Origin of the sequence: Streptomyces sp. NPDC020192 (assembly GCF_044388685.1) — a bacterium.
Taxonomy (GTDB): domain Bacteria; phylum Actinomycetota; class Actinomycetes; order Streptomycetales; family Streptomycetaceae; genus Streptomyces.
Genome location: NZ_JBIRXG010000006.1, coordinates 1 through 14,338 on the forward strand (window position 1 = coordinate 1; position 14,338 = coordinate 14,338).

The 14,338-nt window shown below is 70.7% G+C and carries 10 protein-coding genes and 2 pseudogenes; 3 read left to right on the top strand and 9 right to left on the bottom strand.

What is annotated here, in order from left to right:
* The 4 genes from ACH47Z_RS13675 to ACH47Z_RS13690 all read right to left on the bottom strand — a co-directional run.
* Positions 1–2,249 (bottom strand): non-reducing end alpha-L-arabinofuranosidase family hydrolase (locus ACH47Z_RS13675; RefSeq protein WP_399073419.1); only part of this gene is annotated, 2,249 nt, incomplete at its 3' end.
* Positions 2,250–2,505: 256 nt separating this feature from the next.
* Entirely contained in the window at positions 2,506–3,291 is a 786-nt protein-coding gene (locus tag ACH47Z_RS13680; RefSeq protein ID WP_399073420.1) for a hypothetical protein, read from the bottom strand.
* Complete coding sequence (locus tag ACH47Z_RS13685; protein WP_399073422.1) at positions 3,288–3,818, bottom strand: SigE family RNA polymerase sigma factor; 531 nt, start codon at positions 3,816–3,818, stop codon at positions 3,288–3,290. Before ACH47Z_RS13685 ends, ACH47Z_RS13680 begins: the two co-directional genes overlap by 4 nt.
* Before the next feature lie 146 nt (positions 3,819–3,964).
* A complete protein-coding gene (locus ACH47Z_RS13690; protein ID WP_399073423.1) occupies positions 3,965–4,939 on the bottom strand; it encodes an expansin EXLX1 family cellulose-binding protein in 975 nt (324 codons plus the stop codon).
* A 242-nt stretch (positions 4,940–5,181) separates the two neighbouring features.
* On the opposite strand from ACH47Z_RS13690, the gene ACH47Z_RS13695 reads away from it, so the two are divergent.
* Positions 5,182–6,957, top strand: a complete 1,776-nt coding sequence (locus tag ACH47Z_RS13695; RefSeq protein WP_399073424.1) for a cellulose-binding protein — start codon at positions 5,182–5,184, stop codon at positions 6,955–6,957.
* Between the two features lie 135 nt (positions 6,958–7,092).
* Here the strand turns inward: ACH47Z_RS13695 and ACH47Z_RS13700 are convergent.
* Positions 7,093–7,740 (bottom strand): annotated as a pseudogene (locus tag ACH47Z_RS13700) (sensor histidine kinase); the annotation flags it as partial.
* Between the two features lie 334 nt (positions 7,741–8,074).
* Between ACH47Z_RS13700 and ACH47Z_RS13705 the strand changes: the two are divergent.
* Positions 8,075–9,487 (top strand): alginate lyase family protein, encoded by a 1,413-nt coding sequence (locus ACH47Z_RS13705; protein WP_399073425.1) that lies wholly within the window; start codon positions 8,075–8,077, stop codon positions 9,485–9,487.
* A gap of 241 nt (positions 9,488–9,728) precedes the next feature.
* On the opposite strand, the pseudogene ACH47Z_RS13710 reads toward ACH47Z_RS13705, so the two are convergent.
* The 4 genes and pseudogenes from ACH47Z_RS13710 to ACH47Z_RS13725 form a co-directional block, all read right to left on the bottom strand.
* Positions 9,729–9,938 (bottom strand): annotated as a pseudogene (locus ACH47Z_RS13710) (flavoprotein); the annotation flags it as partial.
* A 490-nt stretch (positions 9,939–10,428) separates the two neighbouring features.
* Positions 10,429–11,703 (bottom strand): hypothetical protein, encoded by a 1,275-nt coding sequence (locus ACH47Z_RS13715; protein WP_399073426.1) that lies wholly within the window; start codon positions 11,701–11,703, stop codon positions 10,429–10,431.
* A gap of 38 nt (positions 11,704–11,741) precedes the next feature.
* Complete coding sequence (locus ACH47Z_RS13720; RefSeq protein ID WP_399073427.1) at positions 11,742–13,010, bottom strand: sensor histidine kinase; 1,269 nt, start codon at positions 13,008–13,010, stop codon at positions 11,742–11,744.
* Positions 13,001–13,654 carry a response regulator transcription factor gene (locus ACH47Z_RS13725; RefSeq protein ID WP_399073428.1) on the bottom strand — a complete coding sequence of 218 codons (654 nt, stop codon included), beginning with the start codon at positions 13,652–13,654 and terminating at the stop codon, positions 13,001–13,003. The genes ACH47Z_RS13720 and ACH47Z_RS13725 overlap by 10 nt, the downstream gene beginning before the upstream one ends.
* A gap of 119 nt (positions 13,655–13,773) precedes the next feature.
* Between ACH47Z_RS13725 and ACH47Z_RS13730 the strand changes: the two genes are divergently transcribed.
* Positions 13,774–14,112: a DUF1801 domain-containing protein gene (locus tag ACH47Z_RS13730; RefSeq protein WP_399073430.1), complete on the top strand. Its 339-nt coding sequence runs from the start codon at positions 13,774–13,776 to the stop codon at positions 14,110–14,112.
* The last annotated feature ends 226 nt before the right edge of the window (positions 14,113–14,338 follow it).

Here is a 14,338-nt window from a genome sequence, read left to right on the forward strand (position 1 = left end):
GCCTTGCCCGCGAAGGGGTTGCTCTCGCTGCTGGCCTGCGGGGTCCACGAACCGCTCAGGCTGGAGGCCGTGAACGAGCGGAAGTAGCGCTGCTCGTTCGCGCCCCGAGCCTCGACGATCATCAGGTACTGGTTCTGGCCCTGGACCTTGTAGACCTGCGGCGCCTCGAACAGGTTCTTCGCCGTGTCGCTCATGACCGTCGTGTACGACGAGCCGAAGTTGCCCGGGAAGTTCCCGATCGGCATGCTCGCCCGGTAGATCTTGCCGTTGTCACCGGCGAAGAACAGGTAGATGTTCTGGTCGTCGGCGATCAGTGTCTGGTCGATCGGGCCGGTGGGGGATTCAGTCTTGGGGATGCTGCCGGTGAACAGCGGCTGCGGCGCGGACCAGCCGCCCGGGTTGGTGGGGTCGCTCGACGTGCGGTAGACGAAGGGCGACGCGCCCCACTGGGACGCCAGCACCCAGATCTTCTTGGGCGCGAAGTAGAACAGCGTGGGCGCCACCGTGGACTGGCTCATCCCGGTCTGGCCGGCCGACGCCATGTCCGACCAGTTCGTGAACGGCTTGAACATCATCGAGCCGTACGACGACCCCGACACGCTCGACGCGTAGACCAGGTGCTTGCCGTTGTACACGACGTCGGTGAAGTCCTTCACCGCGTCCCATCCGTTCGCCGGCTGCGCCAACGCACCCGTCGACGTCCACCGGTACGTCGACGGAAGCGCACACGTGCCGCCCGCCGACGCGGGCGTCGACGGCCTGAAGTTCCAGTGCTGGTTGGCGCCGCCGCCCGAGTCCCCGATCTGGACGGGAGTGCCGTTGGCGGTCCGACCGCCGGGGATCTCCAGCGCCCGGCCGCTGGCGACGTTGGTCAGTGTGTAGGAGCCGTCGCTGTTGCGGGCGGCCCGCCAGTGCTGGTTGGCGCCGCCGTTGGAGTCCCAGACCTGCGTCCTCGTCCCGTTGGCCGTCTGGTTGCCCGGCTCGTCCAGTACCCGGCCGCTGGCGACGTTGGTCAGCGTGTAGGAGCCGTCGCTGTTCCGGGCGGCCCGCCACTGCTGGTTGGAAGCACCGCTGGCGTCCCACACCTGGAGCGGGGTGCCGTTGCCGTTGTATCCCGCGGGCTCGTCGAGAACGCGTCCGGCGGCCACGTCGGAGAGCGTGTAGACGGTGCCGGAGGTGATGCCCCCGCCCGGCGTGTCGCCGCTGCTGCCGCTGCCCAGGGCGGTGAGCACCGCGCTGTAGGCGGGCTTCTTGTTGCCGCCCGCGTCGAACAGCAGCGGGTTCTCACCGGTGCGCCAGGAATCACTGTCACGGATGCCCCACACCGTGATGCCCGTGCACCGGGCGACGTTCATGCACGCCTGGACGGCGTTGGCGTACGCCGTCGGCGACGCCTGGGCGATGTCCAGCTCGGTGATCTGGACGTCCACGCCGAGCGCGGCGAACTTGGACAGAGTGGTCTGGAAGCTCGCCGGCGGGCCGCCGGCACCGAAGTGGCTCTGGAAACCGACGCAGTCGATGGGCACACCGCGGGACTTGAAGTCCTTCACCATCGCGTAGACGCCCTGCGTCTTGGCGTCGGTCCAGTTCTCGATGTTGTAGTCGTTGTAGCAGAGCTTGGCGGAGGGGTCGGCGTTCCGGGCGGTGCGGAACGCCTCCTCGATGAAGCCGTTGCCCAGCACGTCCTGGAAGACCGAGCTGCGGTGCTGACCGCTGCCGCCGTCGGCGAACGCCTCGTTGACCACGTCCCAGGCGTAGATCTTGCCCTTGAAGTGGGTCATCTCGGTGGTGATGTGGTTGTCCATCACACTGCGCAGGGTGTTGGCGTCGGTGATGGACTTCACCCAGCCGGGCAGTTGGGAGTGCCAGACCAGGGTGTGGCCCCGCATCCGCTGGCCGTGCGAGGAGGCGTGGCCGACGATCTGGTCGGCGGGACCGAAGTTGAAGGTGCCGCGGGACGGTTCGGTGGTGTCCCACTTCATCTCGTTCTCCGGGGTGATCATGTTGAACTCCCGGTCGAGAATGGTGGAGTACGTCGAGTCGCCGAGCCTGCCCGAGGGCACCGCCGTACCGAAGTAGCGGCCGCTGCCGGCCGCTGCGGCGGCCAGCGTGCGGGCATTCGGCGTGTGTGCGGCCAGAGCGACCAGGGGTACGGCGGCACCCGCGGCGGCGAGCACCACGGCGGCGGCGAGCACACGGCGGGTCGCCGGACGGCGGCGATGAGAGCGGTTCTGATCTGACAACGGCATGTCCTTCTGGCACAGCGGGCCTTGATCCGGCCCCGGTTACCCGCCAGTTGCCGCCACGCACACAAAGGTTGCCGCGATCGAGGGAAGAATTTTCACGGCCGCCGTCACCATCCCCACCCAGTGCCACGGCGACCTGCCGGCCACCATGGAGGCCACCTACGCTTCGCTGGTACTCGACCGGGGGCGCCTCACCGGGATCTGCTCGACCATCGAGCTGTGCGGCAAGGGACTCGTCCCCCTTGCCGCACAGCGGCCTTCACCGGGTCGGGACGAACCCTCCCCGGACCGACGCGGAGCCGCCCGAACCCTGCGCGTCGACGCGGTAGCCGTCGCCCGCGGCACTGCGCTTGCCGGTGCCGTTGTTGAACTGGGCGGCGAACTCATAGCTCCCGGCCGGCACGGTCAGGCCCGGCTTGAGGACCCAGCGGTAGACCAGCGTGCCGCCCGCCTCCTGGGCGGTGACGGTGAAGTCAGCACTCGGCAGGGTCTGCCAGGTGCCGGTGCTCTTCACCCCGCCGGTCTGCACGATCCGCATCTCGATCGTGAGCGCGGTGAGCGGCTGGGTCGTCTTGAGGACGAGGTTGCTCTGCGTCCAGTAGACGGTGCTTTTCGGGTCCACCGAGCCGGCCGACCACAGCGGCCCGTTCTGGCTCTCACCGGCGGCCGGTGACGGACCGGCGGCCGGCGGAGTCGGGTGCGAGCTGCCCGGGGTGGTGACCGGGGCCGGCGCGACAGGGGTGGGGCGGGTCGACGTCGGCTTCCGGGAGGTGGCGTCCGGGGACGGGGTGGCCGGCGTGGTCACGGTGGCCGACGGCGACGAGTGCGTGACGATGGCGGCGACGGCGAGGCCGCCGGTTCCCAGGATGCCGGCCGCGGCGAGCCCGGCGAGCGCGACCCTGGTACCGGACCTCGCGAACGGCCGCGCGCGATGGCGGACGGCGGGGCCGGCCATGCCGCGTTGCACCCGGGCCAGTATCCTCGCGCGGTCGGGCCGGTGGGCCTCGGCGGCCTCGCGCAGCTGACGGGCGATCTCCTCGTTCACCGGTTCCTCCTCCCTGCCACCAGGTCCCCGACTGCTCGCTCGCCCAGTATCCTTTTCAGCTCGGCCATTCCCTTCGAGGTCTGGCTCTTCACCGTTCCGACCGAGATGCCCAGCGCGTCCGCCGTGTCCTTCTCCGACAGGTCGAAGGCGTGCCGCAGCACCACACAGGCCCGCTTGCGGAACGGCAGCCGGGCGAGCGCCGCGCGGACGTCCAGTACGGCCGCCATGTCCGGCCCTTCCACCTTCTCGGGGCTGCGGGACCAGAACAGCGTGATCCTGAGTCGTTCGCGCACCGCGCTGCGGATGCGTCCCCGCGCCAGGTTGGCCACCACACCGCGGGCGTAGGCGAGCGGGTGGTCGGCCTGCCGCAGTCGATCCCAGCGCTGCCACAGGGCGACCAGGGCATCCGCCGCGAGGTCGTCCGCCGCGTCGGTTTCGCCGGTCAGGAGGTGTGCCAGACGGGCGAGTTCGGCATAGTGGCGTTCGAAGAATTCGTGGAACTCCGCGGACGCGTCGTCGAGGAGCATCCCCCGGTCGCCCTCTCCTGGCAATGATGTGCGCGTTGGTTGCGCGTTTAACAACATCGGGGCGCGTAGCCTAACAGTCCCCAGCCCGGGATTCGAACAGCGGTCGTGCTCGGTTGAGGGCCGGTGAAGGCTGACCGGCGGGCTGGTCAATGCCGGGCGAACTGGACGCCGGTCGGCTGCGCGACGTCCGGCCGCACGGCGATGCCGTCGACGGTCAGCCGCTGCCCGTAGATGTCGGTGATCCTGAGCGCCCCGCCGCAGCCGGTGCCATCGGCGGACAGGAAGTAGTTGTAGTCGGTGCGGGGCAGCTGCCGCCAGCCGCCGGCGGTCCGCACCTCCAGCGCGGCCACCGGGTTCCGGTGACCGATCACCTGGATCCCGCACCACCACTTGCTGGACCCGGTCTTGTACCGGACGGCGATCGTGCCCGGCAGGTCCGGGCTCAGCAGCGACCAGGTGATCGGGAGCCGGCCCACCGACAGGTCGGCGAGCTTGGCGAACGCCTGTCGGCTGAGGTCGAGTTGTCCCGGCGCGCAGGGCGATGGGCATTCGTTGACGATCCGTACCGTGACGGTGGCCCCGCCGGCCGCGCGGACCAGCACGTAGGCCCCGCACGCCTTGGCCGACTCGTAGTCGGTGACGTTCATCGCCGCGATCATCAGGTCGTCGGAGGGCCCGTACAGGCAGGAGCCGTTGCCGTCACCAGCGGCGTAGGCGGTGGCGACCCCCCGGTAGCTGACGGCCGGTCCGATCCGTCCGGCCAGGGCCGCCGCCCTGGAGCTCGCGGGCGCGGTACTGGTGGCCGAGGCCGTCGCAGTGACCGAGACCGAAGGCGACGGCGTGGCCGAGGCCGAGGCCGGGATCGTGGGACTGGCCGAGGCCGTCGGCTGCACCGTCGCATCCGCACCGCCGCCCGCCGCCGCCCCGGCATCGGACGGGGCGGCCGCCCGCGCGCCTGCGGCGGACGCGTCGGCTGCCCGCCCGGCACCGGTTCCGCTTCCGGGGAGGACGGTCAGGGCCAGGCACGCCAGCACACCGACGACCAGCAGCGCCAAGGGAATGCCCGTGACCAGTCCGCGCCTGCGCCACGGTTGCGGCGCGGCGTGCTTCGTTGCTCTCATGCCCGTCCATCCGGTAGTTCGACTCGGCCTTCCGGCTCCCAGTTGCCGCAGGGGACGAGAAGGTTGCCGCCCGACGCTGATTTCCCGGCGACCGGTGCACGGCACGAAGGGGACCTGAAGAACATCGGGTACGGCGGCAACCTTTCCCTCCCGAGCGGCCACCTAGGGGTGCACCAACCACGGCGAGCGCGGTCAGCTGCGCCATGTCACCCGTATCCACGCACTCCGATCGGGAGCCACACGTGTCACCTGACGACCCGATAACCACCGAGCAGCCGATGCCCCGGGGCCGTACGCACCGCCGTAGCCGAACGCGCCGCCGCATGGTCGCGGGGGCGGTGGCGGCACTCGTGGCCGGCGTCGGCGCCGGCGCCCTGGCGCTCAGCGCGGGCGCCGCGCCGACCGTCGCGGTCACCGTCGATGCAGGCACCTCCCTGGGTACGGTGCCCAGCACCGGGGTCGGCCTCAACACCGCGGTCTACGACACCTACATGAACGACCCCTCGGCGGCGTCGCTGATGAAGGCCGCCGGAGTCCGGCAGCTGCGCTTCCCCGGCGGCTCGGTCGCGGACGCCTACCACTGGAAGACCCACACCGTCACCGGCGGCAGCTGGGCCGCGCCCGGCACCGACTTCGACCACTTCATGGCCACCGCGAAGAAGGTCGGCGCCCAGCCGATCATCACCGCCAACTACGGGTCCGGCACCCCGCAGGAGGCCGCCGACTGGGTCAGGTACGCCAACGTCGACAAGGGCTACGGCGTGAAGTACTGGGAGATCGGCAACGAGGTCTCCGGCAACGGGTACTACGGCAGCAAATGGGAGGTCGACAACCACGCCGACAAAAGCCCGAGGGAGTACGCGAAGAACCTCCTCGCCTACGCGAAGGCGATGAAGGCCGTGGACCCGAAGGTGAAGATCGGGGCGGTGCTCAACACTCCGGGCTCCTGGCCGGACGGGGTGAAGGCTTCCGGCGACGACGCCGACTGGAACCACACCGTGCTCTCCATCGCGGCCAAGTCGGTCGACTTCGTGATCGTCCACTGGTACCCCGGCGGTTCCAGCACGGCCAACCTGCTGAACAGCCCCGCCAGGATCGCCGGCACCGCCTCCGCGGTGCGCTCGCTGATCAACACCTACGCGGGCCCGCACGCCGCCTCGGTGAAGATCGCGATCACCGAGACCTCCAGTGCCGATTCGGTGGCCCAGACCAGCCAGGCCGCGGCGCTGTTCGCGCCGGACACGTACATGAACTGGCTCGAGCAGGGGGCCGTCAGCGTCGACTGGTGGGATCTGCACAACGGCATGGGCAAGCCCACCACCGTCAACGGCGAGACCGACTACCAGGACGGGGGCGTCCTCTCCGTCGGATCCTGCTCCGGCGGGACCTGCGAGCCGGCCCGCGAGACGCCCTTCTCCACCTACTGGGGCATCCGCTCGCTGACCTCACTCGCGCAGCCCGGCGACACCATGGTCAAGGCATCCTCGGCCAACCCGTCGGTCGCCGTGCACGCGGTACGGAGCAGCAACGGCGGCCTGAACCTCATGCTGATCAACAAGAACCCGCAGAACGCGGCACAGGTGTCGCTGTCCTACAGGGGATACACCCCGGCCCCGGGAACGGTCAGGACCGTTTCCTACACCAAGGGCGGCACCGCCCTGACCACGGCGACACGGGGAACGGCGGCCGCACAGACACTGCCCCCGTACTCGATCACGACGCTCCAACTGAAGCCCTCGTCCGCGGGCACCCGCACCGACACCCCGTCACCTGCCCCCACGCCGACCGCCGCCGCGCCGGTCGCCTCCGCCTCCGGCACGATCGGCACCCGAGCGCAGGCCTCGGCAGCCGGCGTACCCGTCGGCCGGCCGGACCGGAGCGACCCGGCCGGCGGCCTGGCTTCCACCGGGATGGGCAACGCCGTCACCTACAGCGCCCTCGGTGGCCTGCTGGCCCTCGCCGCCGGCTCCGTGCTGGTGCTTCGCATGCGCCGCAGCAGGGGTTCGCACGCCAGGTGAACCCCCGCCGCGCCGGCGCCTGACGGCCCGGCGGCACCGCCGCCCGTCCGCGGCGTGTGCCCCGGGCCGTCGGCCTCCGAGCCGCCGGTCGTCCGGCTGCGGTCACCTGCCCGTCATGCCCGGGCACCCCGGATGTCGACCGGCTGTCCGTATGGTGCGCAGTTCGCCCAGTGCCGAGCGGGCACCCGTTTCGATGGCCCGCAGCGCCTCACGCGCCTGTTCGGGCCGCTGGACGAACACGTCGTCGGCGGCGCCCGCCTGAATGACCAGCACGGAGAGGGTGTGCGCCACGACATCGTGCACCTCGCGCGCGATCCGCGCCCGCTCCTCCACCACAGCCCGGCGCGCCTCCGCCCGTATCCGGTCCTGCTGTGCCCTGCGCCACTGCCCCGCGGTCCACGCCAGGACCACCGCCAGCAGATAGACCGACGGCCCCGCGGCGCCGGCCGCCCCGAGGGCCAGCGGCGCCGGCAGGCACATCGCCGCAAGCGTCCACGCCGACACCCGCCGCGGCCTGGTGGCCGAGAGCACGCACAACGTGACCTGCGCGGCGAGCAGCGCCCCCGTCAAGGACACCGCGGGCAGCAGAGCCCACACCGCGAGCCCCGTCAGCGCGTTGACGGCCAGTACGGCCATGGGTGCGCGCGTCTGCCACCGCAGGGCACATGCCTGAGCAAGGACCAGGACCACGGCCACCGGCAGGCGCCGACCGTGCTCCGCACCGTCGACGAGCACCGAGGTGCCCAGCACGCCGAGCACCAGACCGCCCGACCCCCACCACAACGCCCGGGGCGCCGGCCCGCCCCGGGCTTCTCCGGCGAACGCGCGGTTCGGCTGCGTGCCGCTTGGCCGCACGCCCCGAGCCTGTCCAGCAGCGCCGGCCGGGCCGTTCAGCGACGGGGCGCGTCGTGGCAGACAGCCACCGTGACAGGGCCCCGGCGGCCCACAGCCACTGGCTGAGCCAAGGAGATCGTCCAGGTCTGCGTCCTTGGACGTGGTGTTACGGTCGCGCTCCGCGGCCGAGGCGGGGTGCCGGGCCCCCATGGCCCGGTGGCCCTCTGCACCACGGCCCGTCCAGTTTTCGTGATCGGCGTCCGCCCTCACCCGTCTCATAGGCATGCATGTGACACAACAGATCAGCCGCCGGGCCGTACTCAAGGCCACGGGCGTCGCAGCCGGAGCCGCCTCGATCGCCACCGCCGCCACCCCCTCAGTCGCGGCGGGCGGGGCCTTCGCGCACCCCGGCCTCCTCCACACCGGCGCCGACCTCGCCCGTATGGCCGCCAAGGTGAAGGCCGGCGCCTCCCCCTACACCGCCGGGTACGCGAAGCTGACCGCCAACCGGCATTCGCAGAGCGACTGGACGCCCAATCCGCAGGCCATCGTGTACCGGGGCGTGGAACTGCGCCCCCGCAGCACGTGGAAGCAGAACTACTGGACCCTCTTCAACGACATCCACGCCGCGTACCAGAACGCCCTGCGCTACCACGTCAGTGGCGACAGCGCCCACGCCGACACCGCCGTCGCGATCCTGAACGCCTGGTCGGCGAAGCTGACGAAAGTCGACGGCAGCGCCGACCGGTTCCTGGCCGCCGGGATATACGGGTACCAGGCCGCCAACGCAGCCGAACTCGTCCGCGACCACAAGGACTTCCAGCTCGAGAGATTCCAGAAGATGCTGGTCGACGTCTTCTACTCGGTGAGTGAGGACTTTCTCGTCAGGCACAACAACGGCACCCCGGCCCCTCACTACTGGCCCAACTGGGACCTGTGCAACATGGCCTGCGCGCTGGCCACGGGCATCTTCTGCGACGACCAGGCCAAGGTCGAGCGGGCCGTCGAGTACTTCAAGCACGGCGCCGGCATGGGCTCGATCAAGCACGCCATCCCGGTCGTGCACGACGACGGGCTCGCCGAGTGGATGGAGGCCGGGCGCGACCAGGGGCACTCGCTGATGGGCGTCGGCCTGATGGGCACCTTCTGCGAGATGGCCTGGAACCAGGGCATCGACCTGTACGGCTACGACGACAACCGCTTCCTCAAGGGCGCTCAGTACGTGGCCAAGTGGAGCATGGGCGGGAATGTGCCGTACACGCCCTACGCCCAACTGGACCAGCGTCCGGGAATCCAGCACCCCACCGCGGTCGCCCAGGCCAGCCCGACACAGGTACGGCCGGTCTGGGCCATGGTCGCCAACCACTACACCAAGCGGCGCGGGCTGTCCGCCACGTACCTCACGCAGATCGCCGCCAAGGCCGCGCCCGAGGGTGGCGGCGGGGACTACGGGCCCAACAGCGGCGGGTTCGATCAGCTCGGCTTCGGGACGCTGGCGTTCACGCGGGACAAGGCGACGGACACCAAGGCCGCCCCGAAACCCGCCGCTTCCGCCTCCCCCGCCGTTGGGGGCGGCCTCGCCGCGACCGGCTCCGGGGAGATCGTCGGGTGGACGGCCGCCGCGGGCGTCACCGCCGTCGCCGGCGGCCTGCTCTTCCTGCGCCGCCGCGACCGGGGGCGCCATGGGGCGTCGTAGCACGACGTAGCACATGGCCGGGATCTGTTGCATTCCGGCCAGGGTCTGGTCCGCGAAACCGGGTGGATCCGGCCCTGGCCCCCGGTTCCCACGCCTGCTCGGGGAGCCTGCGCGATCGCCGCCTCGTCCCTCGGGTGTGATCTTCCAGCCGACCGTGTACCGGACCGTGCGCCGCAACAACAGAGCCCTGCGGGTCCTGCCCAAGAGGGACGACGAGGAGAGCCCCTGACCACCAGCCCGGTTACCGGCGAAGAAGGAGATGTGGTTCCAGGAGATCCAGCGCCTCTTCCCAGCGGAAGCGGTCGGGCCCACCGCCGGCTTTGGGCTTGTGGGGCTCGTACGACCCGATAAGGACGCCCATCTCGCGGAGTTGGTCCAGACTCCGGCGGTACGCGGGGTGGGCGGCCTGGGCCGAGTTCAGGTACGGCAGGACGGTGGTGGGGATACCCATGCGGCCCTACCGCTGCTGGCCGCCGCCGCAGCGCTGGGCAGCCCGGTGCAACGGAACAACATCCCCGGCAACACGGATGTCTACGGCACCGACCCCCAGGACGTCCGCGACGGAGTCCTCCACGAAGCCCTGCACCGCCCGCCCGGCGAGGCCGTGGAATACACCCGTATTCCTCCGCTACATGCTCGACCCCGCACAAGCCACCGAGTCACCCGGCTTCGGCCCGGACTGGGTCAAGGAATCCCTGCAGATCCACACGAAGGCGAGTGCGTGTTTGGTGTTGCGCCGGCGCAGGTAGGCGTGCAGGGCCCGGGTCTGAGGGGTCGCCGGCGCCCGCTTCTGGCGCATCCGCCGCCACCGCGAACTGACCAGCCTGGGGCAACAGCGGGGCGGTCGAAGCCATGGACGCCGGCTTCGACCGCCCCATGGGCGTCTGCTGACATGCCCGGGCCGCCGCAGGCGGCCCCGGCCGCCTGCGCTGTGCGGTCTGTCAGCCCAGGTCCGCCAGGAGGGCGTTCAGTTCCTTCTCCTGCTGCGCCGGCGACATCGGAGGGTTCGAGTGATCGATGCCGAAGGTCTTGAGCACCTTGTCCATCTGGGCGTCGATGGAGGTCCAGCCGGTTCCGTCCAGCGGCTGCAGCGAGTCCTGGTCGGCATCCCACAGGTCACGCAGCGACTGGGCGGCCGCGTGGGCGCCGGTCGCGTTCCCCGAGCGTGCGTCCTTGAGGGAGGTGGAGGCGAGGCTCTTCAGCGCGGCGACCTTCGCGGGCGGGAACTTCTTCACCGCCTGGCCGGGAGCCATCTGGACGGCGGAGGTGGCGTCGGTCTCCGGCGCCGGGCCGACGTGCGGCTGACCGTGGGCCCAGACCAGCAGGCCCGCGGTGGCGACGGCCAGCAGTCCGAAGCCGGCCAGCGCGACGCGCTCCTTGCGCGGGTCGCCGATGACGTGTGCGGCGTGGGTCGCCTCGTGGGTCTCGGTCACGTCCGAGCGCGTCACCGTCAGGTAGACCACCGTCGCCAGGATCAGGCCGAGGAAGATCAGGCTGGTGGTGAACGTGCCCAGGTCGAGACCGGTCGGGTCACCCGGGTTCTGGGCGACCTTGGGGGAGGCGAGCCAGTCGCCGATGTTCGCGCCCAGCGGGCGGGTCAGGATGTAGGCGAGCCAGAAGGACAGCACCGGGTTCGCGCCGAACCTCCACAGCGCCGTGATCGCCGCGATGAGGCCGAGCGGCAGCAAAACGGAGACGCCCGGGCTCCAGCCGGTCAGCTCCAGAGTCCAGTCACCGGTCGCGGTGCCGAGCGCGAAGGTGACCAGGACGGTCAGCCAGTAGAACGACTCCCGCGAGAACGTGGTGACCGAGTGGATCGACAGCGTGCGCTCACGCGCCCACCACACGCCGAAGACCACCGCGAGCAGCACCGAGAAGACCGCGGAACTGATCCACAGCGGCACGTTCAGCTGGTCGGTCAGGATGTCGGTGTACAAGGTGCCCGTGACGCTGACAACGACCACGGTCAGCCAGTAGGGGAACGGAACGTACCGCTTCAACCGCAGCTGGACGGCCAGGACCACCACGAACACCGCGGTGAAGATCCAGGCCGTGTTCACCAGGCCGACGCCCAGCTTCATGTTGATCCAGTCGGCGAAGCTCTCACCGACGGTCGTGCACAGGATCTTGATCACCCAGAACCAGATGGTGACCTCGGGGACCTTGTTGAGCATGAGCCGCCCGCTGCGCGTGCGTGCCTCCGTTGTCGTTGTCATGCGGGGAGGTTTACGCGGGGAACCTGCACGCAACCTGACTACGTGGCCGCACGCGCGGCCGGGAGCGTCACCTCGACGTGACCGCGGCCGTCCGCGATCGCGCGGACCTCCACACCGGCCGAGGCGGCGATGCGCCGGACCACCGGCAGCCCCAGCCCGTACCCATCGCCGCCGGTCACACCCGCTTCGAAGACCCGGTCCACATCTGCGGGATCGAACCCGGGGCCGTCGTCCAGGACATCGACCACGACGGCCGCACCCTCGTTGCGGGCGGTGATCCACACACGCGACCGCGCGTGCCGCAGGCCGTTCTCCAGCAGGGGGGAGAGCAGTGATACGGCGACGTCGGGCGCCACGGCCACCTCGACCTTCGCCGGGATGGCGACCTCGACCGCGCGGCTGCCGATCGCCTGCCGTGCGGCCGAGCGCAGATCGCACCAGGTACCGTCGTCCGTCCGTGCGCGCGCGGCGCGCAGAATCGTCGTGATCGCCGCATCGAGGCGGTCGACCTCGCTCAGCACCGCCTCCGGCGGCACCGGCTCGCCGGACAGCTGCGCCAGCTGTGCCTCGCCCCGCAGGACCGTGAGCGGTGTCCGCAGCTCGTGGGCGATCTCATCGGTGAGCCGGCGCTCGTCCGCCAGCGCGTTGTCGACGCGCTCCAGGAGGTGGTCCAGGGTCCGCCCCAGTTCCCCGAACTCGTCGCGGGGGACTCCGAGGTTGAAGCGGCGCCCGGGTTCGTGATGGCCCCAGTCGTCGGCGAGGGCGGCCATCTCCTGCACGACCCGCAGCGCGCGGCGCACCACGAGATGCGCGACACCGCCGGCGAGGAGGATCGTGAGGCCGCCCAGTATCAGCGACAACGCCAGGCTGCGCTGCTCGGATGTCTCGTAGGGCGTGAGGTCCACCCGGACGATCACCATGACGTGGTGGCCGTCGATCGGGACCTTCCGCGCGTACAGGAGGTAGGTGCCGACGGCGGCGGTCTGCGATCGCCCCGAGTCCGCCAGCGCCTCGACGCGCTCGACCATGCTCGCCGGTACGTTCCCGTCGATCAGGCGGCCGTCGGCGTACACCCAGGCGACCTCGTCCAGCGCCTCGCTGCTGTTCTCCGTCAGCACGACACGGCCGCCCACGGCGGTGACGTTCGCCGCGACCGCCTCGGTGCGGGTACGCGCCAGATCGTGCGCGTCGGCGTCCGTCACCCCGCTCAGCAGCACGTGCGAGACCACGACCAGTATCGCGACCACGGCGGTGGCGATCAGCACAGTGAGCGCGACGACCCTGCTGCGAAATCCCGTCACTGCCATCGGTAGCCCACGCCGCGGACAGTCGCCAGACGCTCGGCCACCCCCAGCGGACCGAGCTTGGTCCGCAGTCGGCGCACGAACGAGTCGAGGGTGTTGTCGCTGACCTGCGCTCCGTGCGGCCAGCCGGCGGCGATGAGGGCGTGGCGGCGTACCGCGTCGCCCTGCGAGGCGATCAGGCGGCCCAGTAGCCGGAACTCGGTCGGGGTCAGGCTCATGCTCACCGAATCGTAGGTCACCACATGCTTCGCCGGATCGAGGACGACCTCGCGCGGTGCGGGCGCCACGGTTGCCCGGCGCAGCAGCGCTCGGACGCGGACCAGCAGTTCCGGGATGTCGAAGGGTTTGGTCATGTAGTCGTCGGCGCCGGCCTCGAAGCCGCCCACCTTGTGATGCAGGCCGTCCAAGGCGGTGAGCATCAACACCGGCGCGTCGACGCCGCGAGCCCTAAGGGCCAGGCAGACGTCGCGGCCGTCGGCGTCCGGGAGCCCGAGATCCAGGACGACCAGATGGGGCGCCGGTGCGAGCTGCCGCAGCAGGCTGTCGGCCGTGGCGGCGACGGAGACGGTGTGGCCGTCATGCTCCAGGGCGCGCTTGAGGACGCCGCGGACCGCCGCGTCGTCTTCGCACACCATGATGAAAGCCACGTGCTGACCCTAGATTCGCCCGTCCCAGTTCTCCATCTTCCCTGATCAGCCGCCTGACGGTCGGGAGCAGGCCGCTGGTGCCGCACACGCCCCTGCCCTGCAGGACCACAATGGGTCACATGGACTCTGTGCAGGAGTACATCGACGCCATCGCGCCAGGTCACCGCTCGCTCTTCGACCGGGTGAGCGGGCTGATCCTGGAGGAATTCCCGCAGGCGAGCGTGGCGCTGTCGTACGGAATGCCCACCTACCGGGTCGAAAGGCGCAGGCTGCACATCGGTGTCTGGCAGCACGGTGTCTCGATCTACGGGTGGGGAACAGACCGCGATGGTGGCTTCAGCTCCCGCCATCCCACGCTCATCAGCGGAAAGGCCACCATTCGGCTGCGGTCCACGGACATGGCGGCCGTCACCGACGATGAACTGCGCGCTCTCATCCGTGCCGCGCTGAAGACCTGACCGGGGACCCGGCCCTGCACGCAGGCACAGCCGTGGCCGTGGGACGAGTCCCGGAGCCGCAGCCTTCAATCTCGCTGCACCGCCTTCGCCAGGCCCTCGCTGTCCAGGACCAGGGCACCGCTCATGCGGCCGCCCCGGCATTCGAGGTCCCGCCCGTGAGCCGGGCCCGCTTGGCCGCCACCGCCTCCGGGTCGGCCGGTCCGTGCACCTTGTCGAAGTCGGCGAT

Coding starts and splice junctions, on each gene's coding strand:
- ACH47Z_RS13685 (WP_399073422.1), bottom strand. CDS start 3,818: ATGCTCCTCGACGACGCGTCCGCGGAGTTCCACGAATTCTTCGAACGC.
- ACH47Z_RS13690 (WP_399073423.1), bottom strand. CDS start 4,939: ATGAGAGCAACGAAGCACGCCGCGCCGCAACCGTGGCGCAGGCGCGGA.
- ACH47Z_RS13715 (WP_399073426.1), bottom strand. CDS start 11,703: ATGACAACGACAACGGAGGCACGCACGCGCAGCGGGCGGCTCATGCTC.
- ACH47Z_RS13705 (WP_399073425.1), top strand. CDS start 8,075: ATGCATGTGACACAACAGATCAGCCGCCGGGCCGTACTCAAGGCCACG.
- ACH47Z_RS13730 (WP_399073430.1), top strand. CDS start 13,774: ATGGACTCTGTGCAGGAGTACATCGACGCCATCGCGCCAGGTCACCGC.
- ACH47Z_RS13720 (WP_399073427.1), bottom strand. CDS start 13,010: ATGGCAGTGACGGGATTTCGCAGCAGGGTCGTCGCGCTCACTGTGCTG.